25 protein-coding genes and 1 pseudogene are annotated in these 25,181 nt (G+C 74.4%); 12 read left to right on the forward strand and 14 right to left on the reverse strand.

Going from position 1 to position 25,181, the window contains the following annotated elements; genetic code table 11:
* Positions 1 to 133: 133 nt before the first annotated feature.
* From ACQEVZ_RS00015 to ACQEVZ_RS00040, 6 genes are all read right to left on the reverse strand, one after another.
* The gene (locus ACQEVZ_RS00015) at positions 134 to 931 is read right to left on the reverse strand and encodes an alpha/beta fold hydrolase (RefSeq protein ID WP_433359419.1); all 798 of its coding nucleotides are present in this window, start codon (positions 929 to 931) and stop codon (positions 134 to 136) included.
* 152 nt (positions 932 to 1,083) lie between these two features.
* Positions 1,084 to 1,902, reverse strand: coding sequence for an enoyl-CoA-hydratase DpgD (gene dpgD / locus ACQEVZ_RS00020; protein ID WP_433359422.1), 819 nt, complete (start codon positions 1,900 to 1,902; stop codon positions 1,084 to 1,086).
* Between the two features lie 83 nt (positions 1,903 to 1,985).
* The gene (gene dpgC, locus ACQEVZ_RS00025; protein ID WP_433359425.1) at positions 1,986 to 3,140 is read right to left on the reverse strand and encodes a (3,5-dihydroxyphenyl)acetyl-CoA 1,2-dioxygenase DpgC; all 1,155 of its coding nucleotides are present in this window, start codon (positions 3,138 to 3,140) and stop codon (positions 1,986 to 1,988) included.
* Between the two features lie 5 nt (positions 3,141 to 3,145).
* Entirely contained in the window at positions 3,146 to 3,778 is a 633-nt protein-coding gene (dpgB, locus tag ACQEVZ_RS00030) for an enoyl-CoA-hydratase DpgB (protein WP_433359428.1), read from the reverse strand.
* An 11-nt stretch (positions 3,779 to 3,789) separates the two neighbouring features.
* Positions 3,790 to 4,902 (reverse strand): 3,5-dihydroxyphenylacetyl-CoA synthase DpgA, encoded by a 1,113-nt coding sequence (dpgA, locus tag ACQEVZ_RS00035; protein ID WP_433359431.1) that lies wholly within the window; start codon positions 4,900 to 4,902, stop codon positions 3,790 to 3,792.
* A gap of 224 nt (positions 4,903 to 5,126) precedes the next feature.
* Positions 5,127 to 5,708, reverse strand: coding sequence for a TetR/AcrR family transcriptional regulator (locus ACQEVZ_RS00040; RefSeq protein ID WP_433359434.1), 582 nt, complete (start codon positions 5,706 to 5,708; stop codon positions 5,127 to 5,129).
* A gap of 68 nt (positions 5,709 to 5,776) precedes the next feature.
* On the opposite strand from ACQEVZ_RS00040, the gene ACQEVZ_RS00045 reads away from it, so the two are divergent.
* Together ACQEVZ_RS00045 and ACQEVZ_RS00050 are read left to right on the forward strand one after the other, a co-directional pair.
* Positions 5,777 to 6,799, forward strand: coding sequence for a hypothetical protein (locus ACQEVZ_RS00045; RefSeq protein WP_433359437.1), 1,023 nt, complete (start codon positions 5,777 to 5,779; stop codon positions 6,797 to 6,799).
* A gap of 73 nt (positions 6,800 to 6,872) precedes the next feature.
* Positions 6,873 to 7,361 carry a flavin reductase family protein gene (locus ACQEVZ_RS00050; protein WP_433359440.1) on the forward strand — a complete coding sequence of 163 codons (489 nt, stop codon included), beginning with the start codon at positions 6,873 to 6,875 and terminating at the stop codon, positions 7,359 to 7,361.
* A 6-nt stretch (positions 7,362 to 7,367) separates the two neighbouring features.
* Here the strand turns inward: ACQEVZ_RS00050 and ACQEVZ_RS00055 are convergent, their stop codons facing one another.
* Positions 7,368 to 8,201 (reverse strand): phosphotransferase, encoded by an 834-nt coding sequence (locus tag ACQEVZ_RS00055; RefSeq protein WP_433359443.1) that lies wholly within the window; start codon positions 8,199 to 8,201, stop codon positions 7,368 to 7,370.
* 177 nt (positions 8,202 to 8,378) lie between these two features.
* Between ACQEVZ_RS00055 and ACQEVZ_RS00060 the strand changes: the two genes are divergently transcribed.
* The 4 genes from ACQEVZ_RS00060 (at position 8,379) to ACQEVZ_RS00075 (ending at position 9,721) form a co-directional block, all read left to right on the forward strand.
* Positions 8,379 to 8,549 (forward strand): LPXTG cell wall anchor domain-containing protein, encoded by a 171-nt coding sequence (locus ACQEVZ_RS00060; RefSeq protein WP_433359446.1) that lies wholly within the window; start codon positions 8,379 to 8,381, stop codon positions 8,547 to 8,549.
* A gap of 96 nt (positions 8,550 to 8,645) precedes the next feature.
* Positions 8,646 to 8,978: a hypothetical protein gene (locus tag ACQEVZ_RS00065; RefSeq protein WP_433359449.1), complete on the forward strand. Its 333-nt coding sequence runs from the start codon at positions 8,646 to 8,648 to the stop codon at positions 8,976 to 8,978.
* 38 nt (positions 8,979 to 9,016) lie between these two features.
* On the forward strand, positions 9,017 to 9,337 hold the full coding sequence (locus tag ACQEVZ_RS00070) for a hypothetical protein (RefSeq protein ID WP_433359452.1): 321 nt from the start codon (positions 9,017 to 9,019) through the stop codon (positions 9,335 to 9,337).
* 48 nt (positions 9,338 to 9,385) lie between these two features.
* Positions 9,386 to 9,721 (forward strand): YnfA family protein, encoded by a 336-nt coding sequence (locus ACQEVZ_RS00075; protein ID WP_433359455.1) that lies wholly within the window; start codon positions 9,386 to 9,388, stop codon positions 9,719 to 9,721.
* A gap of 5 nt (positions 9,722 to 9,726) precedes the next feature.
* On the opposite strand, the gene ACQEVZ_RS00080 is transcribed toward ACQEVZ_RS00075, so the two are convergent.
* From ACQEVZ_RS00080 to ACQEVZ_RS00090, 3 genes are all read right to left on the reverse strand, one after another.
* On the reverse strand, positions 9,727 to 10,125 hold the full coding sequence (locus ACQEVZ_RS00080; protein WP_433359458.1) for an ATP-binding protein: 399 nt from the start codon (positions 10,123 to 10,125) through the stop codon (positions 9,727 to 9,729).
* 92 nt (positions 10,126 to 10,217) lie between these two features.
* On the reverse strand, positions 10,218 to 10,700 hold the full coding sequence (locus ACQEVZ_RS00085) for a DUF4396 domain-containing protein (protein WP_360572980.1): 483 nt from the start codon (positions 10,698 to 10,700) through the stop codon (positions 10,218 to 10,220).
* A 77-nt stretch (positions 10,701 to 10,777) separates the two neighbouring features.
* Positions 10,778 to 12,184 (reverse strand): MFS transporter, encoded by a 1,407-nt coding sequence (locus ACQEVZ_RS00090; RefSeq protein WP_433359462.1) that lies wholly within the window; start codon positions 12,182 to 12,184, stop codon positions 10,778 to 10,780.
* 110 nt (positions 12,185 to 12,294) lie between these two features.
* Between ACQEVZ_RS00090 and ACQEVZ_RS00095 the strand changes: the two genes are divergently transcribed.
* Both ACQEVZ_RS00095 and ACQEVZ_RS00100 read left to right on the forward strand, forming a co-directional pair.
* A complete protein-coding gene (locus tag ACQEVZ_RS00095; protein ID WP_433359465.1) occupies positions 12,295 to 12,885 on the forward strand; it encodes a TetR/AcrR family transcriptional regulator in 591 nt (196 codons plus the stop codon).
* Between the two features lie 29 nt (positions 12,886 to 12,914).
* Positions 12,915 to 14,081, forward strand: a complete 1,167-nt coding sequence (locus tag ACQEVZ_RS00100; RefSeq protein WP_433359468.1) for an MFS transporter — start codon at positions 12,915 to 12,917, stop codon at positions 14,079 to 14,081.
* Positions 14,082 to 14,164: 83 nt separating this feature from the next.
* Here ACQEVZ_RS00100 and ACQEVZ_RS00105 read toward each other — a convergent pair whose 3' ends face one another.
* Entirely contained in the window at positions 14,165 to 15,694 is a 1,530-nt protein-coding gene (locus ACQEVZ_RS00105; RefSeq protein WP_433359471.1) for a S8 family serine peptidase, read from the reverse strand.
* 360 nt (positions 15,695 to 16,054) lie between these two features.
* Here ACQEVZ_RS00105 and ACQEVZ_RS00110 point away from each other — a divergent pair, with 360 nt between their 5' ends.
* Positions 16,055 to 17,764 (forward strand): DUF4012 domain-containing protein, encoded by a 1,710-nt coding sequence (locus ACQEVZ_RS00110; RefSeq protein ID WP_433359474.1) that lies wholly within the window; start codon positions 16,055 to 16,057, stop codon positions 17,762 to 17,764.
* A gap of 62 nt (positions 17,765 to 17,826) precedes the next feature.
* Complete coding sequence (locus ACQEVZ_RS00115) at positions 17,827 to 18,354, forward strand: hypothetical protein (RefSeq protein ID WP_433359477.1); 528 nt, start codon at positions 17,827 to 17,829, stop codon at positions 18,352 to 18,354.
* Between the two features lie 48 nt (positions 18,355 to 18,402).
* On the opposite strand, the gene ACQEVZ_RS00120 is transcribed toward ACQEVZ_RS00115, so the two are convergent.
* Positions 18,403 to 19,599 carry a glycosyltransferase gene (locus ACQEVZ_RS00120; RefSeq protein ID WP_433359480.1) on the reverse strand — a complete coding sequence of 399 codons (1,197 nt, stop codon included), beginning with the start codon at positions 19,597 to 19,599 and terminating at the stop codon, positions 18,403 to 18,405.
* The gene (locus ACQEVZ_RS00125; protein ID WP_433359483.1) at positions 19,596 to 21,680 is read right to left on the reverse strand and encodes an acyltransferase family protein; all 2,085 of its coding nucleotides are present in this window, start codon (positions 21,678 to 21,680) and stop codon (positions 19,596 to 19,598) included. Before ACQEVZ_RS00125 ends, ACQEVZ_RS00120 begins: the two co-directional genes overlap by 4 nt.
* Positions 21,681 to 21,734: 54 nt before the next feature.
* Here ACQEVZ_RS00125 and ACQEVZ_RS00130 point away from each other — a divergent pair, with 54 nt between their 5' ends.
* Together ACQEVZ_RS00130 and ACQEVZ_RS00135 are read left to right on the forward strand one after the other, a co-directional pair.
* On the forward strand, positions 21,735 to 23,024 hold the full coding sequence (locus ACQEVZ_RS00130; protein ID WP_433359486.1) for an O-antigen ligase family protein: 1,290 nt from the start codon (positions 21,735 to 21,737) through the stop codon (positions 23,022 to 23,024).
* Positions 23,005 to 23,898, forward strand: coding sequence for a class I SAM-dependent methyltransferase (locus ACQEVZ_RS00135; protein ID WP_433359489.1), 894 nt, complete (start codon positions 23,005 to 23,007; stop codon positions 23,896 to 23,898). Before ACQEVZ_RS00130 ends, ACQEVZ_RS00135 begins: the two co-directional genes overlap by 20 nt.
* A gap of 54 nt (positions 23,899 to 23,952) precedes the next feature.
* Here ACQEVZ_RS00135 and ACQEVZ_RS00140 read toward each other — a convergent pair.
* A pseudogene (locus tag ACQEVZ_RS00140) lies at positions 23,953 to 25,170 on the reverse strand (polysaccharide biosynthesis C-terminal domain-containing protein); the annotation flags it as partial.
* Positions 25,171 to 25,181: the final 11 nt, after the last annotated feature.

Below are 25,181 nucleotides of genomic sequence, written 5' to 3' on the forward strand. Positions count from 1 at the left end.
GGCACCGGGGGCGTGCACACTATGCCCAAGCCCATCGATCCGATCAACGGCGTCCGTCCGGCCGGTCACGGCAGCCCCGGGGACCAGCGGATACACCGTTGAACAGCGGTGCCCCAGTTGAACACCGGCCGGCTCAGAACTTGCCGAGGAACTCGACGATCGCGGCGTTGACCTCGTCCGGCCGTTCGAGGTTGCCGAGGTGCCCCGCACCGTCGATCTCCACCAGGTCGCAGTCCGGGATGGCGTCGGCGACCTCGGCGCCCAGGTGCGGCGGGCAGATCAGGTCGTCGGTGAAGGTGATGACCCGGCACGGCACGGTGATCCGGCACAGCAGGTCCCGCCGGTCGGCGCCGACGTCGACCCAGTCCTGGCCGCTGGAGCCGTTGTCGCCGGACAGCTCGAACACGTCGAGCCACAGCGACACGGTGGACTCGTCGTTGAGGGTCCGCGGCGAGAACATCTGCAGCACCGTCGTCGGCCCCGAGTACCCCGGCGGCAGCTGCACGCCGCTCTCGTTGAGGACCTGGTCCGCCCGGTTCAGCGCCCGGCGCACGAGGTCCGAGCGGGACCGGGTCGCCATGAGGACGGCGGAGCGCACGAGCTCCGGCCGGCGCAGCGCGATCTCCTCCGCGATCACGGCGCCGAGCGAGGTGCCGACCAGGTGGCACGGCCCGGCGTCGAGGGCCTCGATCAGCCCGACGGTGTCGGCGACCATGTCGTCGAGGCTGTAGCGGCCGGGCGGCACGTCCGACGGGGCGATGCCGCGGTTGTCGAACGTGATGGTCCGGTAGCCAGCCCTGTGCAGCGCGGGCGTCTGATGCGCGGTCCAGACCCGGCCGCTGGCACCGGATCCCATGATCAGCAGGACGTCGTCGCCGTCGCCGGTGCGGTCGTAGGCGAGCCTGATGCCGTTGGCGGTTACGTAGCGCATAGTGCGGCCGATGCCCCTCTCGAACGGATGCGGCCCTCATCATCAGGCCCGGATCCGTTGCGGGCGCCCATGTTCAACCGGCCCGCTGCGACAGTTGAACGGCGGTGTTCAACCGCTGCGGCGCGGCAGTTGCACACCGCCCGGGCGGCTGCTCACCGGCCGAGCCAGCGGGGCTCGCGGTCCTCGGCGAACGCGCGGGGGCCCTCCACGGCGTCCTCGCTGTGCATCCGCCGCCGCTCCCAGGCGAACTCGGCCGTGAACGCGTCCGGCAGCGGCATGTCGAGCGACCGCAGCACGGCTTCCTTGATCGCCCGTACCGACAGCGGCGCCGCCCGGACGAGGTCGTCGGTCCATCCGGTGACGCACGCGTCGAGGCCGCCGGCGGGCACGACGTCGTTCACCAGCCCCGCCCGCAGCGCCACGTCCGCCGTCATCCTGCGGCCGGTCAGCAGGTAGCCCATCGCGACCTTCAACGGCAGCTGCCGGGCCAGCCGGAACGCGCCGCCGGCGCCGGGGACGAGACCGAGCCGCGCCTCCGGCAGGGCGAAGACCGACCGGTCGCTGGCCACGATGATGTCGCAGGCGAGGGCGAGCTCGAACCCGCCGCCGAGCGCGTAGCCGTCGACCCGCGCGACCACCGGCTTGGTGAGCTCGAACCGCTCGGTGAGGCGGGGCCAGCCGGGCTGGCCGCGGCTGCCGAACGTGGTCGGTGCCGCCCCGTCCGCGTTCAGCCGGGCCCGCTCCCGCAGGTCCTGGCCGACGGAGAAGGCCCGGTCGCCGGCGCCGGTCAGGACCGCGACCCGCAGGTCGTCGTCGGCCTCGAAGTCGTCCCAGACGGCCGCGAGCTCCTCGTGGGTGCGCAGGTCCATCGCGTTGAGCACGGCGGGGCGGTCGATCGTCACGCGGGCGACGCCGGCGCGCTTCTCGTACCGCACCCGCGGCCGGTCGTCGCCGCTGCGCTGGCCGCTCACCCCGCCGCCTCCGCTTCGCTCCGGCGTCGGCCTGAGCCCAACCTGCAATCCTGGTGAGCGGCCCGAGCCGCTTCGCTGGCCGCTCACGAGCCGCGCTCGGTGAACCGGCGGACCTTGTCGAGCACGTCGTCGTCGTACATGCGCAACACCTGCTGCAAGGCGAACTCGGCCAGATAGCGGCGCAGGGCGTCGGCGGGCTCCTCGGCGGCGATCAGCATCCGGCGGTTGGCGACGATCGTGGGTCCTCGCAGCGCCTCCGCCGCCCGGTCGACGGCGTCGTCGAGCGCCGCCGGGTCGGTCACCTCGTCGATCAGGCACCTGGCGTCGGGTTCGGTCGCCCAGATCCTGTGGCCCTGCAGCACGAGACGGCGGGAGAACCGTGCCCCGGCGGCCCGGCCCAGCCGCAGGTTCGCCGCGCCCGGGATGATGCCCTCCTGCGCGGCGGGGAGGCTGACGTACGCGTCGGCGGCGGCGAGGACGTGGTCGAAGACGAGCAGCAGCTGCGCCCCGCCGCCGATGGCGAAGCCGTCCACGGCCGCGACCCACGGCTTCTCGACGGTCCGCGAGTGCCAGCGTGCCGGATCGTCGGTCACGATCCCCCGCAGGAGCTTGTGGATGTAGCCGAGCTCGCGGCGCAGCAGGAAGTCGACGAGGGTGATCCCACCGGCGTGCAGCGTCTTGAGGTTGATGCCGGCGCTGAAGACCCGCCGGCCGCGGTACCGCGGGTGGGTCATCACCCCGCCGCGGACCACCCCGACCTCGGCCCCCGGGTGCAGCAGCACGAGGTCGACGGCGGTCTCCATGTCGTCGACCTGCCGGGGGTCCTCGGCGTTGAGGCAATCGTCGCGGCAGAGGGTCAGGTGCACCACCGCCCCGCGCAGCTCCGCCCGGACCGACCCCAGATCGGCCGTCCCCGTCCGCTCGAACTCGGGCAGCATCGCCAGCGCCCGTTCCGTCGGCCGGAGCATGGCGTCCATGAGGTGCGCCCCCGCCGTGGGCGAGCCGAGGACCCGGTTGAAGAAGATGCCGAGGTCGATCTCGTGCCCGGCCTTCGCGGCCTGCGGCAGGTCGCGGTCGGCGGCGAGCTGCGCGGCCGTCGGGACCAGGCCCGGGTGCCGGGTCGCGGCGGCCTCGGCCAGCTCGGCGAGCCGCAGGTGGCGGGTGCCGTCGCCGGTCAGCTCCGCGTACACCTCCTCGACGTGCCGGTCGAGGAACGCGCACCGCTCCGCCCTGTTCATACCGCTCACACCGCGGCCTGGCGCAGCGTGCGGTCGCAGGCCGCCAGGTGGCCGCCGAGGGCCTCCTCGAAGCTGACCGTGCCGGCGTCCAGCATCAGCTGCCGGCGGATGGCGAGCTCCTTGCCGGACAGGTTCCCGGTGAGCCCGGCGACCGCCTCCAGCGCGCCGGTGACGTCGTCGGTGACCTCGTCGAGCAGTTGCAAAGCCAGCGCGTCCCGCGCGCCGATCGGGTCGCCGAAGAGCAGCGCCCGGCGGACCGCGGCGGTGTGCGAGCCCTGGTGCGCCAGCCGGTACAGCGCCATCCCGGGCCAGGTCGCCCCGGTCCCGACCGGCACGACCAGCCGCGCCGACGGGGTCGCGATCCGGTAGTCGGTGGTCAGCAGCGCGTCCAGGGCGGGGCCGCCGACGTCACCCTCGGCGACGGCCACGAGCGCGACCGGCAGCCGCTCCAGCCGCCGCAGCGCCCGCTCCCAGCGGCTCACCAGCGCGACCGTCAGCCCTTCGGTCCGGGCGTGCGCCGGGGCGCCGGACGCGTACACGACGACCTGCCCGCCGAGCGTCTCGGCCCGGTCGCACGCCTCACCGACCTTCGCGACCAGCTCGGCGGAGATGGGTTGCGTGCCGTCGACCGTGATCATGATCTTTTCCGTCACCATTGCACCAGCGCCGTCTCGATCGTGGAGCCGGGGCCCATCGTCATCAGGACCCCGTGGTCGCCGGGTTCGGCGACCTGTTCGCGGAGCAGCCGCTCGTACGAGAACAGGAACGAGCCGCTGGAGAGGTTGCCGTAGTCGGCGAGGACTCCCGTGGTGTGCCGCACGTCGTGGCGGGTGAGCCCGAGGTTGACCCGCACCGCGTCGATGACCTTCTTGCCGCCGGAGTGGATCAGCCAGTGCCGGACCGCGCTGCGGGGCAGGCCCGCGCCGGACAGGAGCCGGTCCACGACCCGTTCCGCGTGGGCGCCGACGACGTACGGGATGTCGGGGTCGAGGAAGAAGCTGAACCTGTTCTGGTCGGTGTCCCAGTCGTAGCGCATCGCACCGATCGCGTCGGTGATGATGTGGCTGGCGAAGCCCAGCACCCGGGGGCCGGCGGCCTGCGTGTGGTCGCCGGCCCTGAGCGCGACGGCGGCCGCGCCGTCGCCGAACAGGCTGTTGACCACGGCGGTGCGCATCGTCGAGTCGAACGTGTAGGCGGCGGAGCACGCCTCGGCGCACACCATGACGGCGAGCCGGCCGGGGTTGCCGCGGGCCCAGGCGGCCGTGCCGTTCAACGCGTTGAGCCCCGCGTTGCAGCCCATGCCCACGACGTCGACCCGGTGGCAGCTCGGGTCCATCCCGGCCGCGCGGATGATCAGGGCGCTCAGCCCGGGGGTCAGGAACCCGGTCGAGGTGACGCAGCACAGGTACTCGATGTCGTCGAGCCCAGCCCCGGCATCGTCCACACTGGACTGGATCGCGCGCAGCGCCATGTCGACGGCGAGCCGCGTGTGCTTCGCGAGGAGCTCACCCTGCGGCTCGGAGACCCGGTTGCCGTCGGCGTCCACTGGCGGCAGCGTCAGGTGGCGGCGGGTGATGGCGCTGTTCAGGAAGACGGACCGGATCTTCGGATCGGTGATCCGGAACAGGTCGAGGACTTCACGCTGGGTGTACGACTCCGGCGTCACCGCCGTGCCGACCCCGGCGATGCGGGTGTGCCGCGGCGGGGCGACGGCCTGTGCGTGTGGTGCCGGAAGGTCCAGCAGCTCCGGGCTGAGGGTCATCGGTAGGTCCAGCCCCACATCCGGGGCTTGCTGCGTTTCGTGACGGCCGTCCGGATCATGCGGATCGGACCTCCCATGCTCAATGTGCTGGTCGCCCAGTCGGCGCCCGGAGGATCATCACTCGACCGCTCCGATGTGACCAGCCACAGTTGAACAGCCCACCGCCACGCGGGCTGCGACCACCCACCCGGCCTGTTCAAGTGCCCCGCGTCGCCGCACCGCGTTCAGGCGCGGCCCCGGACGAGCGGCAGGAACACCTCGTCGACGATCTCGACGAGCACCTCGTCAGGTACCGAAGGGATGCCGCGCATCGCGTACTCGGCGCGCAGCAGCATCATCGGCGTGGCCGCGACCCGTGGGTGGACGGCCGCCGCCGGCGCCTCGCCGCGGGCCGCGGCCCGTCCGAGCATGGTCAGCCAGGCGCGGTCCATGGTGTCCGCGCCGGAGCGTTCGCGCATGAGGGTGAGCAGCTCGGGGTCGTCAGCGGCGGCGGCGAGCAGGCCGCGCAGGATCGCGCCGTGCGGTGAGGACCAGGTCTGGTTCGCCAGGCGCAGCATCTCCAGCGCGTCGCCCCGCAGGGTCCCCGTGTCCGGGTCGGGCAGCACGGCGTCGGACAGGTGCCGGTACGCGGCGATGCCCAGCGCGGCACGGTTCGGCCAGCGGCGGTAGATGGCGTTCTTGTTGGTCCCGGCCCGCCCCGCGACCCGGTCCATGGTCATGCCCGCGTAGCCGGACTCGCGCAGCTCCTCCGCCGCCGCGTGCAGGATCGCCCGCTCCAGGTCCTCGCCGCGACGCCTCGTGCTCATGCCTTGCAGGGTACTGGACGTACCTTATAGGGTACGCGTCGTACCTTACGAACGAGGAGAGCTTCGCGATGCGCGTCTTCGGCATGAACTACGACACCGGCTTCGTGAGCGCCGGGTCCACCACCCACGAGCCGTTCGACCCTCAGGTGGTGCAGCGGGACCTGCGCGTCATCCGCGACGAGCTGCACTGCGACGCGGTGCGTGTCACCGGCGGCGTGCAGGACCGCGTCGAGCTCACGGCCCGGCTGGCCGCCGACGCCGGGCTCGAGGTCTGGTACTGCCCGTTCACCAACGGCCTCAACCGCGACGGGCTCATGGCGTTCGTGCTCGACGGCGCGTCACGGGCCGAGCGGCTGCGGCGCGACGGCGCTTCCGTCGTGTACCTCGCCGGCTCCGAGATCTCGATGTTCACCGACGGGTTCCTGCCCGGCCGCGACCTGACCGAGCGGATGGCGCTGTTCGCCGACCCGATGCGGATGCGGGATGCCGTCCCGGCCGCCCGCGCCGCGGTCCGGGACTTCTTCGCCGAGGCGGTGCCGGCGGTCCGGGAGCGCTTCGGCGGGCCCGTCGGGTATGCCTCGATCCCCCTCGAGGCCGTGGACTGGACGCCGTTCGACATCATCGCCAGCGACGCCGGCTACCGTGACGCGACCAACGCCGCGGCGTTCCCGCAGACCCTGGCGGCGGCCGTGGGCCAGGGCAAGCCCTACGCCGCGACCGAGTTCGGCTGCTGCACGTTCCGCGGCGCCGCCGACGTCGCGGGCGCGGCGGAGCCGGTGACGTACGACGAGCACGGCCGCGCCGCGACGCTCACCGCCGCCCTGGAACGCGACGAGGAGGCCCAGGCCCGGTACATCGTGGACCTGCTGCGCGACTACGAGGCAGGCGGGGCGGAGGCGGCGTTCGTCTACACGTTCGCGAACCGGCACCTGCCGACGACCGACGACCCGGCCCGCGACTTCGACCTGGCCGCGCGCGGGATCGTGCGGGTGCTGCCGGACGGCTCGTGGACCCCGAAGGCCGCCTTCCACGCCCTCGCCGAGTACGGCCGCGCCCGCGCGGACCTCATCGCGCGCGGAGCGCGGACTTGACCTCAAGTTCGGTTGAGGTTTTAGGGTTGGCGGTGTTGGTGTCGGTACGGGGTGGCGGAAGGCGGGCCGGTCGGTGACCGTCGAGGTCGACATGGGGGTCGTGGCGTCGTTCAAGGCGGCGTTCCGCGGCTATCCGACGGGGGTGGCGGTCATCGCCGCGGCCGGTCCGGACGGTCCCGTCGGGCTGACGGCGTCGAGCGTCGCGTCGGTGTCGCTGGCGCCGCCTGCGTTGTCGTTCTCGGTCATGGACTCGCCGTCGGCGCGGCTGATCGTGGCGGCGGACAGCTTCGTCGTACACCTGCTCGGAGCGGCGCACGAGGACCTGGCCCGGCAGTTCGCCGAACCGGGCGGCCGCCGCTTCACCGACGACCAGCCGTGGACGATGCTGCCCACGGGCGAGCCGCTGCTGCACGGCGTGCCGGCGGCGCTTCGGTGCACGACGCTGCACCGGCTGCCGGTCGGCGCCTCGACCGTGGTCGTCGCCGAGGTCGCCGCCGCACGGATCGGCCCGGCCGGCGCCGCGCTGACCTACCGCGAGCGCGCGTTCCACGCCGGCCGGTAGCAGCGGTCAGGACGCCAGGGCCTCGGCGATCATCCGGTGCCCCTGGGCCTCGAAGGTCTCGTCGCCCACCTTGTACGCCCAGGCGGCCGTGGCGATCGCCTCGCGGACCCGGGTGCGGTGCCACGCGGCGGGGTCGCGCGGGTCGGCGCCGTAGCCGTCGAGGAACGCCGCCTCCAGCGACGGGTCGCGGCGGAACTGCTGCGCGGCGAGGCGGGTGAGGTCGCTCGCGGCGGGGCGCATCGCGGCGCGGCCGAAGTCGATGACGGCGACGGCACCGTCGTGGACGAGCCAGTTGCGGGGCTGCCAGTCGCCGTGCGTCGGCACCAGGCGGGCCGGCGGCGCCGGCCAGCCGGCGATCTCGGCCCGCAGCCGCTCGGCCGTTGCTGCCGGGACCCGGTGCGGACCGTCCAACCAGGCCAGCGACTTGGCGTTCTCGCGCTGCTCGTAGTCCTCGTCGGTCTCCGCGGGCTGGGCGTGCAGCAGCGCCAGGAGCCCACCGGCCTGCCGGTAGGTGGCGGGGTCGTCCTCGAACGCCGTGCCCAGGACGAGGCTGCCCGGCAGGTACCGGGTGACGAGCAGCTTCGCGTCGTCGTCGCCGCGCTCCAGCACCGGCGCCAGCCCGCGGGACGTCCACGGGCCGAGCCAGTGCCGGTGGGCGTGCAGCTCGCGGGCGATGTGGTGGTCGCTGTCGCCGCCGGCCTTGACGATGAACCGGGCCCCGCCGCAGGTCACCTCGAGGACGGTCGTCGCGACCAGCCCCCAGCTGTGGTCCCGGTCGACGGTCGCGTCCGGCAGCCACCGCCGCAGCAGGTCCTGCTGCCGTGATGAGAGACCTGTCACCGGCCGATTGTAGGGTCGGCCGTGTGGACGACGACGCCCGTGCCAGACAGCTCGCCCTTGCGTACGTGGACAGCCTGGAGCTGCGTGACTGGCCGCCGCCCGTGTAGGCGAACGCGGCCCAGTAGCGGCCGCGACCCGGCCACCGGCGCCACCTCGGCGACCGCCGACGTCGGCGTCATGTCGCCGGAACCGGCCAGGGTCGAGCTGCCGATCCAGACCACCCGCCTGGCGGTCACCGGCGCCGACACCGCCTGGCTCACCGGCCTCGGCCTGGCCCTGCTCCTCACCGGCGCCGGCGCGGTCCACCTGTCACGCTCCTGGCGCTCAGCCAAGCCGCACCGCTACTGATCCGCGCGGTGAGGCGGCCCGGCGCCACTTCCGGGGTTGCATCCGGTACCCAGGTACAGGCTTACCGTCGAGGGACACCAGCCCGAGGAGCCTGTCATGTCGTTCGACGCCCCTGACGCCTGCACCCTGCCGACCGCGGAACGGCCGCTGCGGCTCGCCGAGTTCGACGCGCTGTTCAGCAGCGCCGTCCGGTCGGTCGAGGCCGTGAGCCCGACCCATGCCCGGATGCGGCTGGCCGGGCCGGCCGGCCTCGAGGCGACGGTCCGCGACCTCGCCGCGCGGGAGACCGCGTGCTGCTCGTTCTTCACCTTCACCGTGACGCCCGGCCCCGCCGACGGCGCGCTCGTCCTCGACATCGAGGTCCCCGCCGCGTACACCGACGTCCTCGCCTCTCTGGCCGGCCGGGCGACAGCCGTGGCGCCCCGGTGACCGACCCCGCTCTCCCTGCCTACTGACGGAGCTGCCACATGAGCCTGCCCCTGCGACCGGTGCACACCCACCACGACCCGAAACCCGCGGCGGTGGACAAAGCGCCGCCGATGCGGAGCAAGGTCAGTGGCGTCCTCGCCGCTGCCGCCTGCGCCGCCTGCTGCGCCCTGCCGCTGCTCATCGCCGCCGGGGTGCTCACCACCGCCGGCGCCGCGGTCGTCGAGCAGACGCTCCTCGCGGTCGCCGCAGGACTCGCCGCCGCCGCGCTCGGCATGTGGTGGCTGCACCGCCGCCGCAGTGCCCGGCGGGCCGCCGCCGCGGGCGCCTCCTGCGGCTGCGGCGGCGGATGCGGCTGCTGACCCGCACCACAAGGGCGTCCTTCCGCGACGATGTGCTGCGATACACGCATGACGATCATCCGGTCCATCCTGCTGTTCCTGCTCGCCGCGCTGGCCGAGATCGGCGGCGCGTGGCTGATCTGGCAGGGCGTCCGGGAGCACAAGGGGCTGCTGTGGATCGGGGCCGGGATCGCCGCCCTCGGCGCCTACGGCTTCGTCGCCACCCTCCAGCCCGACGCGAACTTCGGCCGGATCCTCGCCGCGTACGGCGGTGTCTTCGTCGCCGGCTCGCTCGGCTGGGCGATGGTCGTCGACGGGTTCCGGCCCGACCGCTACGACATCGTCGGCGCCGCCGTCTGCCTGCTCGGCGTGGCGGTCATCATGCACGCGCCGCGGCACGGCTGAGCACGTCAGGCCGGCGGGTGTGGCGGCAGTTGCACCCACACCCGCTTGCCGCCCTCGTGGTCCTCGACGCCCCACCGCTCGGCGAGGGCGGCGATGATCGCGATCCCCCGGCCGCTGTCGCGGTCGATCGTGTCGGCTTCGGCCGGCATGCGCGGCACGACCGCGGACCCGTCCGCGACGGAGATGGTCACGTGCCGCTCGTCCGCCTGCAGCGCCAGCACGACCCGGCCGCCGCCGTACCGCACCGCGTTGGTGACCAGTTCGGTGACGGCCAGCATCGCCCGGTCGATCCAGTCGGCGTCGGTGAGCCCCCAGCCGGCGAACGTCGACACCATCGCCCGCCGTGCGATGGCGGGCGCCCCGTCGCTGATCGGGAGGTCGAAGTGCGCGGTGAGAGGGCTCACCGCGGCGGGCCTGCGCTCGCAGTTGCCGTCACGGCCCGTGCATTACCCCACCCGTTCACGTGACGAAACTTGCCGGACGGCAAATGCGCGGTTCAGTGACCGTGGTGGTACTGGTGGACGACCGCGTGGCCCTTGCCGCGGGAGATCATCCACCGGTTCAGGGGCGTGGTGAGCACGAACGCCACGGCCAGCGAGAACGCCAGCGAGGCCCAGAACAGCCACGCGGTCAGCCCGGCGTCCATCGCGCCCGGCACGGTCACCATGACCGCGTTGTCGAGCACCTCCATGACGGCGATGGACACGGTGTCGGCGGCGAGCGCCACCTTCAGCGCCGTCCGCACGCCGACACCCGCGCGCAGGACGCCGCGCATGGTCAGCGCGTAGCCGAACACGAAGGCGAGCGCGACGGACAGCGCGACGGTGGCGGCGTTGTGCAGCCCGAACGCGGTGCCCAGCACCATGCCGAGGACCTCGCCGATCGCGCAGCCGGTCAGGCAGTGCAGGGTCGCCTGCGCTGCCGCCGCCCACGTCGTCGTCGCCGCGGTGCTGACCGGGTGGTGATGCGTGTGATCCATGTCGACCTCCCTTTTCCTGTGCCGACTATACCCCCCTGGGGTATCTACGCAACGGTGGCCCGCGACACGTACTGGCGTCAGTGCACGAAGACCGGGCCTTCCGTGACGGCCGGGCGGCCGCCGGGCAGCGCGGCCGCGAGCACGACGGCACTGACCGCCGCCACCACGGCGGCCGCGGTGTAGGCGGCGGTGAAGCCGTCCAGCGGGCCGCCCGGCGCCGCCGCCAGGTCACCGGCGGCGATGGCGGAGACGAGCGCGACGCCCAGCGCGGCACCGAGCTCGTGACCGGTGTTGAGCAGGCCGGAGGCGCTGCCGGCGGCCGCGTGGTCGACGCTGGTCATCACCGAGGTGGACGCGGTGACGAACCCGGCACCGAGGCCGGCCGCCGCCAGCACGAAACCAGGAAGCACCGCGCTGAAGGGCTGGGCGTGCGGCTCGACCCGGGCCAGCAGCCCGAACCCGGCGGCGGCCACGGCGAACGCGACCAGCATCACCGGCCGGGCGCCGAAGCGCTGCAGCCCCCGGCCGGTCAGGTGCGCGGAGACGATCGTGGCGAGGGTGACCGGCAGGAACAGCACCCCGGTGCGCAGCGCGGAGTAGCCGAAGCGGTGCTGCAGCAGCATCGACGTGAGGAAGAACCCGCCGATGAGCAGGCTGGACGCGGCCAGCATGACGGCGTTGCCGGCGATGACCGGCCGGCGGCGCAGCAGTCCGGTGGGCAGCAGCGGCGACCGCGTGGCGCGCTGGACCGCGGCGGTCGCCAGACCGAGCACGGCGGCGCCGGCGAACGACAGCCAGGTCGAGGTCGCCGTCCAGCCCGCCGTGCCGGCCCGCACGAGGCCGTAGATCACCAGGGCGGCGGTGCCGGTGAGCAGCAGCGCGCCGGGGATGTCGACCCGCCCGGGCTGCCGCGGCGACGGTGGCACCATGTGCCGGACCGCCAGGCCGACCGCGATGCCGATCGGCACGTTGACGAAGAACACCCAGCTCCAGCCGGGGCCCGACACGAGCAGCCCGCCGATGAGCACGCCGGCCGCGGCGCCACCGCCCCCGACGGCACCCCAGACGGCGAGCGCCTGGTGCCGGCGCCGGCCGTGGAACAGGGTGCTGACGATCGACAGCGCCGCCGGCGACAGCATCGCCGCGCCGACGCCCTGCGCGGCCCGCGCGCCGAGGATGACGGCCGCGTCGCCGGCGAGCCCGGCTGCGAGCGACGAGGCGGTGAACACGGCCAGCCCGGCCAGGAAGACGGCGCGCCGGCCGAGCAGGTCGCCGAGCCGGCCGCCGAGGATGAGCAGCCCGCCGAAGCACAGGGTGTACGCGGTGACGACCCACGCGGCCGCGCCGGCGTCGAGCCGCAGGTCGTCGGACATCTTCGGCAGCGCGACGTTCACCACGGTCACGTCGAGGATGACCATGAACTGCGCCAGGCACAGCAGCGTGAGCGTGCCCCAGCTGCCGGACTTCTCGTGGTGGTGCTCCATCCTCGGCCTCCCATAAGTCGTACAGCGATGTACGGCTTACTGTAGGGCGCACGCTGCTAAAGTCGAACACCTGTGTTCGACTTCACCTGATGGAAGGGGGATGCCGGCCGATGTCACCGACGCCGCCGCGCCGCGCCGACGCGCGCCGCAACATCAGCGCCATCCTCGACGCCGCGCAGGCCTGCCTCGTCGCCGATCCGGCCGCGAGCATGCAGGACGTCGCCCGCGCCGCCGGCGTCGGCAGGGTCACCCTGTACGCCCACTTCGGCTCCCGCGCCGAGCTGGTGGACGCCGTCTTCACCCAGGTGATCGCCGACGCCGAGCGCGCCCTCGCCGAGGTCGACCTCGACGGCGACGAGCGCCAGGCCCTCGCCCGGCTGATCGCGTCGTCGTGGCGGATCGTCGAGCGGTCCCGGCTGCTGCTGCACGCCGCCCAGCTGGAGCTGCCCGCCGACCAGATCCGCGAACACCACCGCCGCCCGCTCGACCGGGTCGAGAAGCTCATCGAGCGCGGCCGGCAGGCCGGCACGTTCCGGATCGACCTGCCCGTGTCCTGGATGACCGCCGTGGTCTACAACGTCATCCACGGCGCGGCGGACGAGGTCACCGCCGGCCGCCTCACGCTCGACCAGGCACCGGACGTCATCACCACGACCCTGCTGTCGGCCTTCGCCCCACCCGCCCCGACCAGGAGATCCTGACGGCACCTTCCCGCTTCCCGGAGGCCCTGGTGACCCGCCGACCGATGTGGCCGTTGTACGCGGCCGGCTTCACCACCGCCTTCGGGGCGCACGGCATCGCCGCCAACCTGGGCGGGTTCGCGGAGGGTGCGGTCACGTCGCTGCTGGTGCTCGGCGGCCTGCTCGCCCTGTACGACGGCGCCGAGGTGCTGCTCAAGCCGGTGTTCGGCAACCTCGCGGACCGGGTCGGCGCGCGGCCGGTGCTGCTCGGCGGGCTCGTCGCCTTCGCCGTCGCGTCCGCCCTCTACGCCGTCGCCGACAGCCCCGGCTGGCTGTGGGCCGCACGCCTCGGCCAGGGCGCCGCCGCGTCCGCGTTCTCCCCCGCCGCGTCCGCACTCGTCGCCCGGCTCAACCCGGCGGCCAGGCACGGCAGGGCGTTCGGCTCGTACGGCTTCCACAAGTCCATCGGCTACACCCTCGGCCCGCTGCTCGGCGGCGTGCTGGTCTGGGCCGGCGGGCTGCGGCTGCTGTTCGTCGTCCTGGCGGTCCTCGGCGCGGCCGTGGCGGCTTGGGCGGCGCTCGCCGTGCCCGCCGTCGCTCCCCTGCCGAAGCAGCGGCAGACCGTCGTGGACCTCGTGCGCCGGCTGGCCGACCGCGCGTTCCTCGCCCCGACCGGCGCGCTCGCCGCGGCGACCGCCGCCCTGTCCGTCGGCGTCGGGTTCCTGCCCGTCAACGGCCGGACCGCCGGCCTCGGCACGGTCGCCACCGGCGCCGCCGTGTCGCTGCTCGCCCTCTGCGCGGCGGTCGTCCAGCCGTGGGCGGGCCGGGCCCTGGACGGGCGGCGCCTCACGACCCGCACGGGCCTGACCGCCGGCCTGGCCGTCACCGCCGCGGGCCTGGCCTGCGCGGCGCTGCCGGGCCTCGCCGGGCTGCTCACCGCCGCCGCCCTGATCGGCGCGGGCACCGGCCTGATCACCCCGCTGGGGTTCGCCGCGCTCGCCGCCGGCACGCCACCGGAACGCCTCGGCCAGACGATGGGCACCGCGGAGCTCGGCCGCGAGCTCGGCGACGCCGGCGGCCCGCTCCTCGTCGCGGCGATCGCCACCCTCGCCACGCTCGCGTACGGCTTCGCCGCCCTGGCCCTGCTCCTCGCCGCCGCCGCTGTCGCGGCGTTCCTCGCGCGCCCGAAGTCCGCCTCGGCGCCGCCGACGCAATAGCGTCAACGGCGATGCGCGCCGCTGGATGCGGAAACGGCGATGCGCCGGGCCCTTGAAGGACCCGGCGCATCGTCCGGTGGTGCTTACGACCAGGAGCTACTGGCCCACTCGTCACTGGACCAGTAGTGGCCCGACCAGTAGTGCCCGGACCAGTAGTGACCGGACCAGTAGTGGCCCTCCCAGTCGGGGTCGGCCCACGACGCGGCGCCGTTCCAGGGCTTGCCCGACCAGGTCGCGGCCGCCCACGTCTTGGACGCCCAGGAGGTGCCGGTCCAGTTGTCGCCGGCGATGCGGTACCCCATCCAGGTGCCGCCCGACCAGCTCGTCTGGTTGGCGCTGCGCGGCGCCCACGTGGCGGGGGCGAACGGGCCCCAGACGGCGTTGTCGCCGCTGAGCGCCACGTTGTCACGGACGAGGCGGCTGGTGCCGCGGGCGTCGTCGAGCTTGCCGGTGCCGGTGGAGCGGTTCCAGCCGGTCGCGTACAGGTTCTGCGACGCGATCGCCGCGTTGAGGTTGAGGGCCTTGATGTTGCGGGTCATCGCCAGGCCCGAGACGAAGCTGGCGGAGGTCGTCAGCACGGTCTTGACCTGGTCCGCGGTGAGCGTCGGGCGGGCCTGCAGCAGCAGGGCCACCGCCGCCGACGTGACGGCCGCCGCCTGCGAGCTGCCGCTGCCGCGCAGCAGCGTCGAGCCGACCTTCGCCGACGGGTACGTCAGGTCGATGTTCGAGCCCGGGTTGGCGAGCGAGATGATCGACTCGCCGGGGGCGACGAAGTCGACGCTGCGGTTGTTGCCGCCGATCGTGGTGAACGAGGCGAAGTCGTCGTCGGAGACGTTGGTGGTGCCCTTGATGGAGCTGGCGGCGACCGCGAGGACCGCCGGGTCGCTGGCCGGGTCGCTGACCACGAGGTCGTTGTTGCCGTCGTTACCGGCAGCCGCGACGACGACGATGCCCTTCAGCCAGGCCTGCTCGACGGCGTACTGGACCGGGTCGCTCCACGAGTTCGGCGTGCCGCCGGTGCCGTAGGACAGGTTGATGACCCGGATCGGGTTGGCGGGGTCGTCGTTGCGGTGTGCCACCACCCAGTCGATCGCCGCGATCATCTGCGACACGTCGACCGCGCCGTTGGCGGTGCCGACCTTGATCGACGTCAGCTTCGCCTTGGGCGCCAGGCCGACGGTGCCGGTGGTCGGGTCGTTGCCGACGATGATGCCGGCCATGTGGGTGCCGTGCCCGTACGTGTCGAGGTAGCGCAGATCGGGGTCCTGCGACTCGAACGACAGGTCCGGCCCGTTCACGATCTGTGAGGCCGGCAGGCCGGCGACGGGGGCGACACCGGTGTCGATGAGCGCGACGCCGACACCGGCGCCGGTCAGTCCGGCCGCCGCGCCCGTAGAGGCGTTGATGGCGGAGCGTACGGTGGCGAGCGTCGTGCCGGCCGAGCCGGTGCTACTGCCGAGCCAGGCGCTGGACGCCCAACCGGCGTCACCGACCTGGGTGTGCGCGGGTGCCGCGGCCGCACCGAGGCCGGCAGCAGTCGCGGCTGCGGCCACGGCGGCCGCCACAATCCGGCGTCCTGCCGCCGCCCGACGCCGCATGGCTGATCTGGGCATGGGATCTCCGTTCCCGCCGCTGACGTGTCGCGGCGCGAGATCCACAATGACCCGGCGCGGCCGGAAAATCACTGGCCGTGAGCCGTCTCGGGCCGCCCGGACACGGGTTCCGCCCAACCACCCGACGCGATGTCAGGTGGCGACCGTCGCGCCGCACCCGCATCGCAACCGGCCCGGCACCCGAGCGGCTCCCGCGCCTGGCTCCGCACGCGATCGGGGCCGCGCACGGCATATCCGGCACCGCGGCCCCGGCCGACACCTAGGCTGTCCACTGTGGGGGATGAATCAGCCGTAAACCACCTAAAACGCCGATGGCCGTTCTGGCTGCGCGCCGCGGTTGGTGCGGGCTGCGCACTCCTCGTGCTGCTGGCCACGGCGGGGTGGGCCGCCTCCCGCACGGTCGACCTGCGCGGCGATCTGCAGGCGGTCGCCGACCTGACCCGCCGGCTGCAGCAGCAGGCCATGTCCGGCGACCGCGAGGGTGCGGCCGCGACGCTCGCTGCGGTGCAGCGCCGGACCGGGGCGGCGGCCGCCGCGGCGAACGACCCGGCGGTGCGCCTCGCGAGCCTGCTGCCGGGCAGGGGGCGCGACATCCGGGCCGCCCGCGTGCTCGCCACGGCCGCTGACGATCTCGCCAGGGACGTGCTCCCACCGCTGCTCGACGCGGCGCGGCAGCTCGACCCGCCGGCGCAGCCGGCCACCTCGGGCGTGGACCTGCGGCAGATCCGCGCGCTGGAGCAGCCGGTGACGACGGCGCTCGCGGCGCTGGACCCGATCCGCAAGCGCCTCGCCACGATCCCCGTGCGGGCGCTCGACCCGGCGGCGGGCGCGGCGGTGACCGACCTGCGCCGCAAGCTCGATCGGGGTGGCGACGCGCTGCGCGCCGCGCAGCAGGCCGTCCAGCTCCTGCCGGCGATGCTCGGCGGTGGCGGCGAGCGGCGGTACCTCGTGCTGTTCCAGAACCTCGCGGAGGTCAGGGCCACCGGCGGGATGCCCGGCGCGTGGGCCGTCGTGGCGGCCCACGACGGCCACCTGACCTTGACCGCCCAGGGGACCGCGTCCGTCGGGCTTCGCGCGTTCGACGCGCCGGTGCTGCCCGTCGATCCGCAGGTGCGGTCGCTGTACGGCGCCGGCGTCGCCAGCCATCCGGCGAACATCACCATGGTGCCGAACTTCCCCACCGCCGCGGCCGTGGCACGGGAGATGTACCGCCGCCGCTCCGGCGAGACCGTCGACGGCGTCGTCGCCACCGATCCGGTCGCGCTGTCCTACCTGCTCGCCGCGACCGGACCGGTGGCGGTCGCCGGCGGGCCGGCCCTGGCGACGGACAACGCCGTGCGGGTGCTGCTGGCCGAGACCTACGCGCGGTACCCGACGCAGGCACAGCAGGACGCCTACTTCGCCGACGCGGCCCGGGCGACGTTCCAGGCGCTGACCGGCCGGGCGCTCAACCGCGGCGCGCTGCTCACGCAGCTGAGCCGCATCGTCGCCGAGCGGCGCCTGCTCGTGTGGAGCGCGTCGCCGGACGAGCAGCGCGGCCTCGCCGGCACCCCGCTGGAGGGCGCGCTGCCCGACCGGGACGCCGCCGCGGCGCCGCTGGTGGGGGTGTTCCTCAACGACGGCGGTGGCTCCAAGCTCGACTACTACCTCGTGCCGTCGCTGGAGCTGGCGTCGGCGGGCTGCTCGAGCGACGGGCTGCGGGAGCTGACGCTGCGGGTGACGCTGCGATCGGCGGCGCCCGCCTCGGGCCTGCCCGCCGGCGTGTTGACGTTCGCCGAGGTCACCGACCCGTACACGGCACGCACGTTCGTCTCCGTGTACGCGCCGGTGGACTGGGGTGTCGAGCGCGGCACCCTCGACGGTGCCCCGGTGCGGCTGGCCAGCGGGTCCGACGGCGGCCGGATGGTCGTGGTCACGTCCGTCGACCTGCCACCGGGCGCCAGCCGCGTGCTCGAGGTGCGGCTGGTCGCACAGCAGGTCCAGCCCGGGGCCTGGAAGCCGCAGGCGCGCACGACGCCGACCGTCAGGCCCTGGACCGTCGAGTCACGTTCGGCTGAATCCTGCGGCTGAGGCCGCTACGTTGAGAACATGACTCACAAATGGGACTTTCTACGACAAGGAGGGTTGATGCCATGAAACGGCTGTATACGCTGCTGTGCGGCCTGCTGCTGGCCGGCGTTGCGATGACCTTCGCTCCTCCCGCGCATGCCCAGGTGGAGTACCCGCCGGCCCCGCCGACGGGTGGCGTCTCCGACAGCACGGTGCGGCGCGACGGCACGGTGACCTTCTCCGGCAAGAGCACGCCGTTCGACACGGTGACCGTCACCGTGAAGTACGCCAACGGGCGCTCGCAGAACGCGGGCACCGTGAACGCCGACGCCGAGGGCAACTGGTCCCTGGCGATGTCGCTGAGCTACCCCGGTGTCGCCACGCTGAGCGCGGCGACCAGCAACGGCGTGGTCACGCAGCAGGTCGTGGTCCTCGCCAGGAGTGCCAACCAGTCGAACTCCTCGTCCAGCGACTCACAACTGGCCACGACCGGCGTCGCCAACGGCCAGCTGCCGACGATCACGCTCATCGGCGCGGGCACGGTCATGCTCGGCGCGCTGCTCGTCGTCGCCGGCGTGCGGTGGCGCCGGCGGACCGGCACCGCGGACTGAACACGGTCGCCACAGGTAGGGCCGCGACGGCACCCTGACGTCGCGGCCCTACCTTTGCGGGACGCCCCCGAGCGCCGACCGCGGCCACCAGCCCCGCTCGACGGCGAGCGCGGTGTAGAGCCGGTCCGTGTCGGCGACCAGCCGGTCCGGGCCGAACCGCGCCGCCGCCAGCTCCCTGGCGCTCCTGCCCATCCGCTCCCGGGTCGCCGGGTCGCCCAGCAGCCGGACGACCGCCTCGGCGAGCTCGGCGGCGTCGGGCCGGCACAGCACGCCGGTGACACCGTCGCGGACCACGTCGCCGACCGCGCCGACCCGGGTCGCGACGGCCACGACCCCCGCGATCGCCGCCTCGATGAGGCAGACCGGGGTGCCTTCGTTGTCCGACGTGAGCACGACGAGATCGGCGGCGGCGTAGACGGTCGCCACGTCGGCGCGCCAGCCGATGAACCGCACCGCCTCGCCGAGGTCTTCGGCTGCGGCGCGGGTGTCGGCGAGGCGGTCCCCGTCCCCGCACACGACCAGCGTCGCGGTGGGGTCGGCGGCGCGCACCCGGCGGGCCACGTCGATGAGCCGCTCGGGTCCCTTGATCGCGGTGACCCGCCCGACGTAGGCGATCACCGCGCCGTCGGCGGGCAGGCCGAGCGCGCGCCGGGCCTCGCCGCGCGCCGGGATCGGGCCGAGGGCAGTGCCCGGCATGGTGACGCGGTACGCCGCGGGCCGGCCCACCCCGGCGCGCAGCAGGTCGTCGCGGACCTGGCCGCCCACCGCGACCAGCCGGTGGGTGTGCCGCGCGAGCACCTGCTCGACGCCGGTCACCAGCCGCGTCTTCGCCGGCGTGAAGTAGCCGTGCAGCAGGTGCCCGTGGAAGGTGTGCACCCGCACCGGGACGCCGGTCAGCAGCGCCGCGATGCGCCCGAGGGTCCCGGCCTTCGCGGTGTGGGTGTGCACGATGTGCGGCCGGAAGCGGCGCATCTCGGCGGTGAGGTCCAGCAGCGCCCGGTAGTCGCCGCCGGTGCGCAGCCGCCGGCCCAGCGTCGGCACGTGGTGCACCGCCAGGTCCAGCCCGTGCAGCAGGTGGTAGTCGGCCTCGCCCGGCTCGACGTGCCCGGTGTACAACCGGTGCTCGAACCGCGCCGGGTCGAGTCCCCGCAACAGGGTGGACACCTGCATCGCCGGGCCGCCGACGTTCAGGCGGGTCAGCACCCGCATGACCCGCAGCCGCCGTACCTCGGGATCACGGTTCATGGCGAGCTCCGGGTGCGGGTGAGCGCGTCGCGCAACGGCTGCTGGTAGAGCATGGCTCCGGACACGCTGAGGTGCGCGCCGTCGCGGTAGACGAGGGCACCGTCGACGAACGCGCTGCAGCCGCCGCCCGCGGTGCACAGCCGCTCGCCCAGGTCGAGGTACTGCGCGCCGCCGCTCACTGCCACGGCGCGTTCGGCGGCGACGATGTCGTCGCGCAACCGGCGCACCTCGTCCGGCCGCAGGTGACCGCAGTCCGGGGACGGCGTGGACAACAGCCGCGGCCGCAGGCAACCGGGGAGGTCCCGATGCTGCGGGACGGCGCCGATGACGATGACCGGGCTGCGCGGTGCGATCGTCGCGACCGTCCGCGCCAGGTCGGTGCTCCACGCGGCGAGCTCCCGCTGCCGGGCGGACCCGTGGGCGTCGCCGGGCGCGTCGGGCAGCAGCAGCGGGGCGGCGCTGCCGTTGAGGTAGCCGTAGCTGGCGTTGGAGACGATGACCGCTCTGTAGGGCGGATCGTGCTCGGCGATGGCGCGGAGGCTGCCTTCGGCGAACCGCCGGCACGGCTCGCTGAGGTACCGGACCTGACTGAGCAGCGGGCACCCGCCCATGGTGGCGATCTGGACGTCCAGCCCGGCGGCCCTGCCGGCCGCGATCGCCGGCTCGGCGAGGTGCCCGGCGTTCGAGTCGCCGATGAGCAGCGCCGTGCCCCGGGAGCCGGGGGTGGGCCACGTGCACGGCCGCCGGGCCGGGTCGCCGAGCGGCTCCTGCTGCGCGCAGCCGGCGGTCAGGTCGATGTGTGCCGGCGCCGTGATCGCGCGGACGGCGGCGATTTCCGGCCGGAACCAGCCGTGTCGCGTGGCGATGGCGACGCCGAGGCCGGCGGCGGCGGGCAGCAGCAGGCACACCACCGCGAGGCGCACGGTGGCGGCCGCGGTCAGCGGCGATTTCCGGCGGCGGTCCGGGCGGTGGATCGGCAGCTCGACGAGCCGGTAGGCCAGCACGGCGGGCACCAGCGAGGCGAGCGCGGCGAGCGGCCGGACGCCGGGCAGGTCCGGCAGGCAGGTGCCGGCGATGACGATGACCGGCCAGTGCCAGAGGTACCAGCTGTAGGACAGGTCCCCCAGCACGACGGCGGGACGCGCGGACAGCCAGGCGGTCGGCGCCGCCGGGTCCGGGGCGCTGCCCGCAACGAGCAGGCACAGCGCCGCCGCGACCGGCACCGCGGCGAGCAGCCCCGGAAACGGGTCATCGGCGTCGATGCCGAAGGCGGCGGCCACCAGCAGCACCGTTCCGCTCCAGGCGAGCAGTGTCCGGACCGCGCGCCGCGGTGCGCGGCCGCCGGCGGTCGCGACGGCGACGGCGGCGCCCGCGAGGAACTCCCAGGCCCGGGTCACCGGCGCGTAGAACGCGAGCCGGCGCACGACCTCCGGGTCGGTCAGCGCCGGCACCCCCACGGCGCGCGGCACCCAGCCGTAGGTCAGGCACACCGCAAGGCCGAGCGAGGCGACGCCGGCCAGGGCCAGGGCGGTGATCAGCACGGCCGTCGCCGGTCGCTGCGGACGCCGGCGGCGGGCGATCAGCCACACCGCCCCGAGCGCGGCCGGGAACAGCAGGTAGAACTGCTCCTCGATGGACAGCGTCCACAGGTGCAGCAACGGGTTGGACTCGGCGTGCGGCTGGAAGTAGCTGCCGGCGAAGCGGAAGAAGTAGCCGTTGGCGCACAGCAGCGACGCGGCCGCCGAGGCGTAGCCGACCGCCGACATGCTGCCGTCGAGCGGGCTGAAGAGCAGCGTCGTCGCCGCGATGGTGGCCGCCGACACCACCGCCAGGGCGGGGAGCAGCCGCCGGGCCCGCCTGGCGTAGAAGGCGCGCAGCCGGATCCGTCCGGTCGCGGCGAGCTCGCGCAGCAGCATGGCGCAGATGACGTGGCCCGACACGACGAAGAACACGTCGACGCCGACGAAGCCGCCGGGGACGGGCAGTCCGCAGTGGTAGAGCACGACGAGCGTGACCGCCACGGCGCGCAGCCCCTGGATGTCGCGACGGTGGTGCCGTGTCTCCTCACCGCCCGCTGCCATCACAGAATCCGATATTAGGAGCTAATCGCCCAAATCACCCGTAAAATCGTGAATGTGACTTCGGGCGGCCTTCGCGTTTCCACCTGGTCGGCGGGATGGGTCGTCGAAGGCGTGGCGGCGGGCGCCCTCGTGGCCTACATCGCGCTACGGCAGCCGCTGCTGGCCCTGGGCCTGGGCCTGGCGCTCGCCGTCGCCGTCGCCGCGATGCGGCCCGGCATGATCGTGCCGTCGCTCGTGCCGCTGAGCACGGCCACCACCGCCTATCCGCTCGCCCACATCGGCGTGTACGTGGGCGCCGCGATCCTGATCGTCACCGTCGTGCGCCGCGCGTTCGCCGCCCGGGACGCCCGCGTGCGGCTCGGCTGGCCGCCGGTGTGCCTCACGCTGCTCGCCGCCGCGCTGGTGGTCAGCGCCCGCGGCGACGGGCCGCCGGGCCGCGACAGCGACCTGTCCGGCCTGCTCATCGGGCTGCTGCTGGCGGCCGTCATCGGTTTCCTGCCGCCGCGTCCGCTCACCGTCGCGCGGGTCGTGACCGTCACCGGCGCGGTCGCCGCCGTGCTCGCGACGGTCGACGGCGTCTACGTGAGCGGCCGGATGTCCGGCGCCGGGCTGCTCGCCAACTACTTCGGGGCGCTGCTGGCCATCTGCGTCGCGACCGGTGTGGGCCTGGCCCGCGCCGAGCGCCGCGTCGCGTGGTTGATCCCGGTCGCCTGCTGCCTGGCCGCGATCGTGCAGACGCACTCCCGTGGAGCGGTCGTGGCGACCGCCGTCGGGATCGTCGTGGCCCTCCTCGCCGGCCGGCCGGCGCGCTGGCAGATCGCCGGCGCCGCCCTCGCCGGCGTCGCCGGTTTCGCGACGGTGCGGGTGGCCAACCCGCTGGCGGACGCGGTCGTCGGCAGCCGCAGCGCCACGCAGCTGACCATCAACAGCGAGGTCCGGCTCCAGGCGGCCCGCCTCGCCGTCGACATCGCGCAGGACCACCCGCTGCTCGGCATCGGGTATGCGACGTTCCCGCGGATCGCCGCCGCCGATCCACGGCTCGGCATCTACATGAACACCCACAACGACTTCCTGCGGCTGGCGGCCGAGTCCGGGGCGGCCGCCCTGGTGCTGTTCCTCGCCGTGCTCGCCGCCGCGCTGTGCTGGCGGGCCGGCGCGGGCTTCCTGCCGCTGCGGGCCGCCGTCGCGGCCGGCGCGGCGAACCTGTTCTTCGCCAACACCCTGTCCAACCTGACCGCCAGCGGCCTGTTCTGGGTGTGCCTGGGCGTCCTGCTGGCCGGTCGCGGCAGCGACCGGCGCGCCGACATTGAGGAGACCACCACCGATGCTCGACTCCACCACTGAGGTCCGTGCCGGCGACCGGTTCGCGTTCGGCGCGAACTGGATGTCCTTCGTCGAGGTCGTCGACGACGTCCGCATCGACACGGCGACCGCCTCGCTGACCACGGCGCTCGGCCTGACCGGTCCGCCCGAAGGCAAGCGCCTGGACGGCAGGACGTTCCTCGACGCGGGCTGCGGTAGCGGCCTGTTCTCGCTCGCCGCCACCCGCCTCGGCGCCCGGGTGCACGCCTTCGACTTCGACCCGGCGTCGGTGGCGGCCGCCACCGAGCTGCGCCGGCGGTTCGCCCCGCACAGCGACTGGCGGATCGAGACGGGCTCCGTCCTGGACCCGGACTACCTCGCCGGCCTCGGCCAGTTCGACGTCGTCTACTCGTGGGGCGTGCTGCACCACACCGGCCGGCTCTGGACGGCCCTCGCCGGGGTCACGGACCTCGTCGCTCCCGGCGGCCGGCTCTACATCTCCGTCTACAACGACCAGGGCTTCGCGAGCCGGGCGTGGCGGCGGGTCAAACGCCGGTACAACCGCTCAGGGCCGGCGCTGCGCGCGGCACTCGTCGGTCTCAGCGCCGTCTACCTCGCCCGGCACCGTCCACTGCAGACGTTGATCGGGGCCGTCAGGCTCGGCACCGGGCACCGCCGTCCCGCGCCCGCGCGGCCGGCTCCCCGCACCCGCGGCATGTCCCGCCGGCACGACCTCGTCGACTGGGTCGGCGGCTACCCGTTCGAGGTGGCCAAGCCGGAGGAGGTCTTCCGGTTCCTCACCGGCCGCGGCTTCGAGCTTCGGCATCTCACCACGTGCGGCGGTGGCCTGGGCTGCAACGAGTACGTCTTCGAGCGGGTCGGCACCGGCCGCCGCGTCACTGCGCCGGCGCAGTGACGCGGCCGCCGCACGGGCGGCCGCCAGCGCGCTGACGGGATCGGGCAGCAGCCGGGCGGCGGGGGTCCCGCTCGCCCGGCAGAACCACACCAGGTGGACCACCGCGAGGCACCCGTAGCTGATCGACGCGGCCAGCCCGCAGCCGGCGATCCCCCACCGCGGCACCAGCACCAGCAGGAGCCCGACGTTGACCGCCAGCGCCACCACCGACGTCGCGGACATGACGACGGGCCGCTCCAGCCGGATCAGGTACGCGCCGAGCTGCCGGGTCACGCCGAGCGCGAGCAGTCCGGGGGCCAGGGCGTACACGGCGGGCAGGGCCGGTCGGAACGCTGCGCCGTAGCCGAGCGGCACCAGCAGCGGCGCCGCCAGGGCCAGCCCGCCGGCGGCGACCAGCGCCAGCGCGATCGAGATCCGGGTCGCCCGCACCGTCGCCGCGGCCGCCGTGCGCAGGTCGGCGACGGCCTGCCCGGCCAGGCAGGCCCGGGCCAGCGCGTCGGTCGGGATGCGGGTCAGCTCGGCCAGCGTCACCGCCACGGTGTAGAGACCGACCGCCCGCGCGGACGTCATCGCCGCGAGCGCCAGGACGTCGAGCCGGTAGGTCAGGTACAGCGCGGTCGATCCGGCGTGATAGCGGACGCCGAGCCACAGTGCCCGGCGGGCCAGGGCGCCGTCGAACAGCGGCAGCCGGGGGCGCACCGCCCGCAGCTGCAGCAGCAGCGGCACCGCCGAGGAGACCGCCCAGATCCCGACGACCCAGCCGACGCTGATCCAGCCGGTGAGCGCCACGCCCACCAGCGCGGCGCACTGCAGGACGCCGGAGGTGAGCAGCGCCCGGTCGACCACCCGCACCTGACCGGTGAGCATCAGCACGGTGTTGAGATGCAGCACCGTCATCATCGCCGGCACCGCCAGCAGCCCGCAGGCCAGCACCGCCGGCGCCGCGGTGGCCGCCGCGCCGAACACGCCGGCGGCGGCCAGGCCCGCGGCGCCGAGCGCGGCGGCGGTGCCGAGCACCGGTGCGAGCACCACGCTGCCGGCCGTGACGGCGGCCTCCCGGCCCGGCCACAGCCCGACGTACGCCTGCTCCAGGGACAGGTGACCGACTGCCATCGTCGCGGTCGCGACGGCGACGACGATCGCGTAGGCGCCGCGCCCCTCCGGCTGCAGGGCCCGCGCGACGACGACGCCGGCGGTCCCGCCGAGCACCACCAGCAGCAGCCGCACCCCCACGCTGCGGGTCAGCTGCGGCAGGCCCCGGCCTGGTCGCATCGCGCGGGGCG

The sequence above is a fragment of the Dactylosporangium sp. CA-152071 genome, from assembly GCF_050936335.1.
Classification (GTDB): domain Bacteria; phylum Actinomycetota; class Actinomycetes; order Mycobacteriales; family Micromonosporaceae; genus Dactylosporangium; species Dactylosporangium maewongense.

Bases quoted from the DNA above. Each gene is read 5' to 3' on its own strand.
- ACQEVZ_RS00015 (WP_433359419.1), bottom strand. From the start codon at position 931: ATGCGCTACGTAACCGCCAACGGCATCAGGCTCGCCTACGACCGCACC.
- dpgC (WP_433359425.1), bottom strand. From the start codon at position 3,140: ATGAACAGGGCGGAGCGGTGCGCGTTCCTCGACCGGCACGTCGAGGAG.
- dpgB (WP_433359428.1), bottom strand. From the start codon at position 3,778: ATGATCACGGTCGACGGCACGCAACCCATCTCCGCCGAGCTGGTCGCG.
- dpgA (WP_433359431.1), bottom strand. From the start codon at position 4,902: ATGACCCTCAGCCCGGAGCTGCTGGACCTTCCGGCACCACACGCACAG.
- ACQEVZ_RS00040 (WP_433359434.1), bottom strand. From the start codon at position 5,708: ATGAGCACGAGGCGTCGCGGCGAGGACCTGGAGCGGGCGATCCTGCAC.
- ACQEVZ_RS00045 (WP_433359437.1), top strand. From the start codon at position 5,777: ATGCGCGTCTTCGGCATGAACTACGACACCGGCTTCGTGAGCGCCGGG.
- ACQEVZ_RS00060 (WP_433359446.1), top strand. From the start codon at position 8,379: ATGTCGCCGGAACCGGCCAGGGTCGAGCTGCCGATCCAGACCACCCGC.
- ACQEVZ_RS00065 (WP_433359449.1), top strand. From the start codon at position 8,646: ATGTCGTTCGACGCCCCTGACGCCTGCACCCTGCCGACCGCGGAACGG.
- ACQEVZ_RS00070 (WP_433359452.1), top strand. From the start codon at position 9,017: ATGAGCCTGCCCCTGCGACCGGTGCACACCCACCACGACCCGAAACCC.
- ACQEVZ_RS00075 (WP_433359455.1), top strand. From the start codon at position 9,386: ATGACGATCATCCGGTCCATCCTGCTGTTCCTGCTCGCCGCGCTGGCC.
- ACQEVZ_RS00085 (WP_360572980.1), bottom strand. From the start codon at position 10,700: ATGGATCACACGCATCACCACCCGGTCAGCACCGCGGCGACGACGACG.
- ACQEVZ_RS00090 (WP_433359462.1), bottom strand. From the start codon at position 12,184: ATGGAGCACCACCACGAGAAGTCCGGCAGCTGGGGCACGCTCACGCTG.
- ACQEVZ_RS00095 (WP_433359465.1), top strand. From the start codon at position 12,295: ATGTCACCGACGCCGCCGCGCCGCGCCGACGCGCGCCGCAACATCAGC.
- ACQEVZ_RS00105 (WP_433359471.1), bottom strand. From the start codon at position 15,694: ATGCCCAGATCAGCCATGCGGCGTCGGGCGGCGGCAGGACGCCGGATT.
- ACQEVZ_RS00115 (WP_433359477.1), top strand. From the start codon at position 17,827: ATGAAACGGCTGTATACGCTGCTGTGCGGCCTGCTGCTGGCCGGCGTT.
- ACQEVZ_RS00120 (WP_433359480.1), bottom strand. From the start codon at position 19,599: ATGAACCGTGATCCCGAGGTACGGCGGCTGCGGGTCATGCGGGTGCTG.
- ACQEVZ_RS00125 (WP_433359483.1), bottom strand. From the start codon at position 21,680: ATGGCAGCGGGCGGTGAGGAGACACGGCACCACCGTCGCGACATCCAG.
- ACQEVZ_RS00135 (WP_433359489.1), top strand. From the start codon at position 23,005: ATGCTCGACTCCACCACTGAGGTCCGTGCCGGCGACCGGTTCGCGTTC.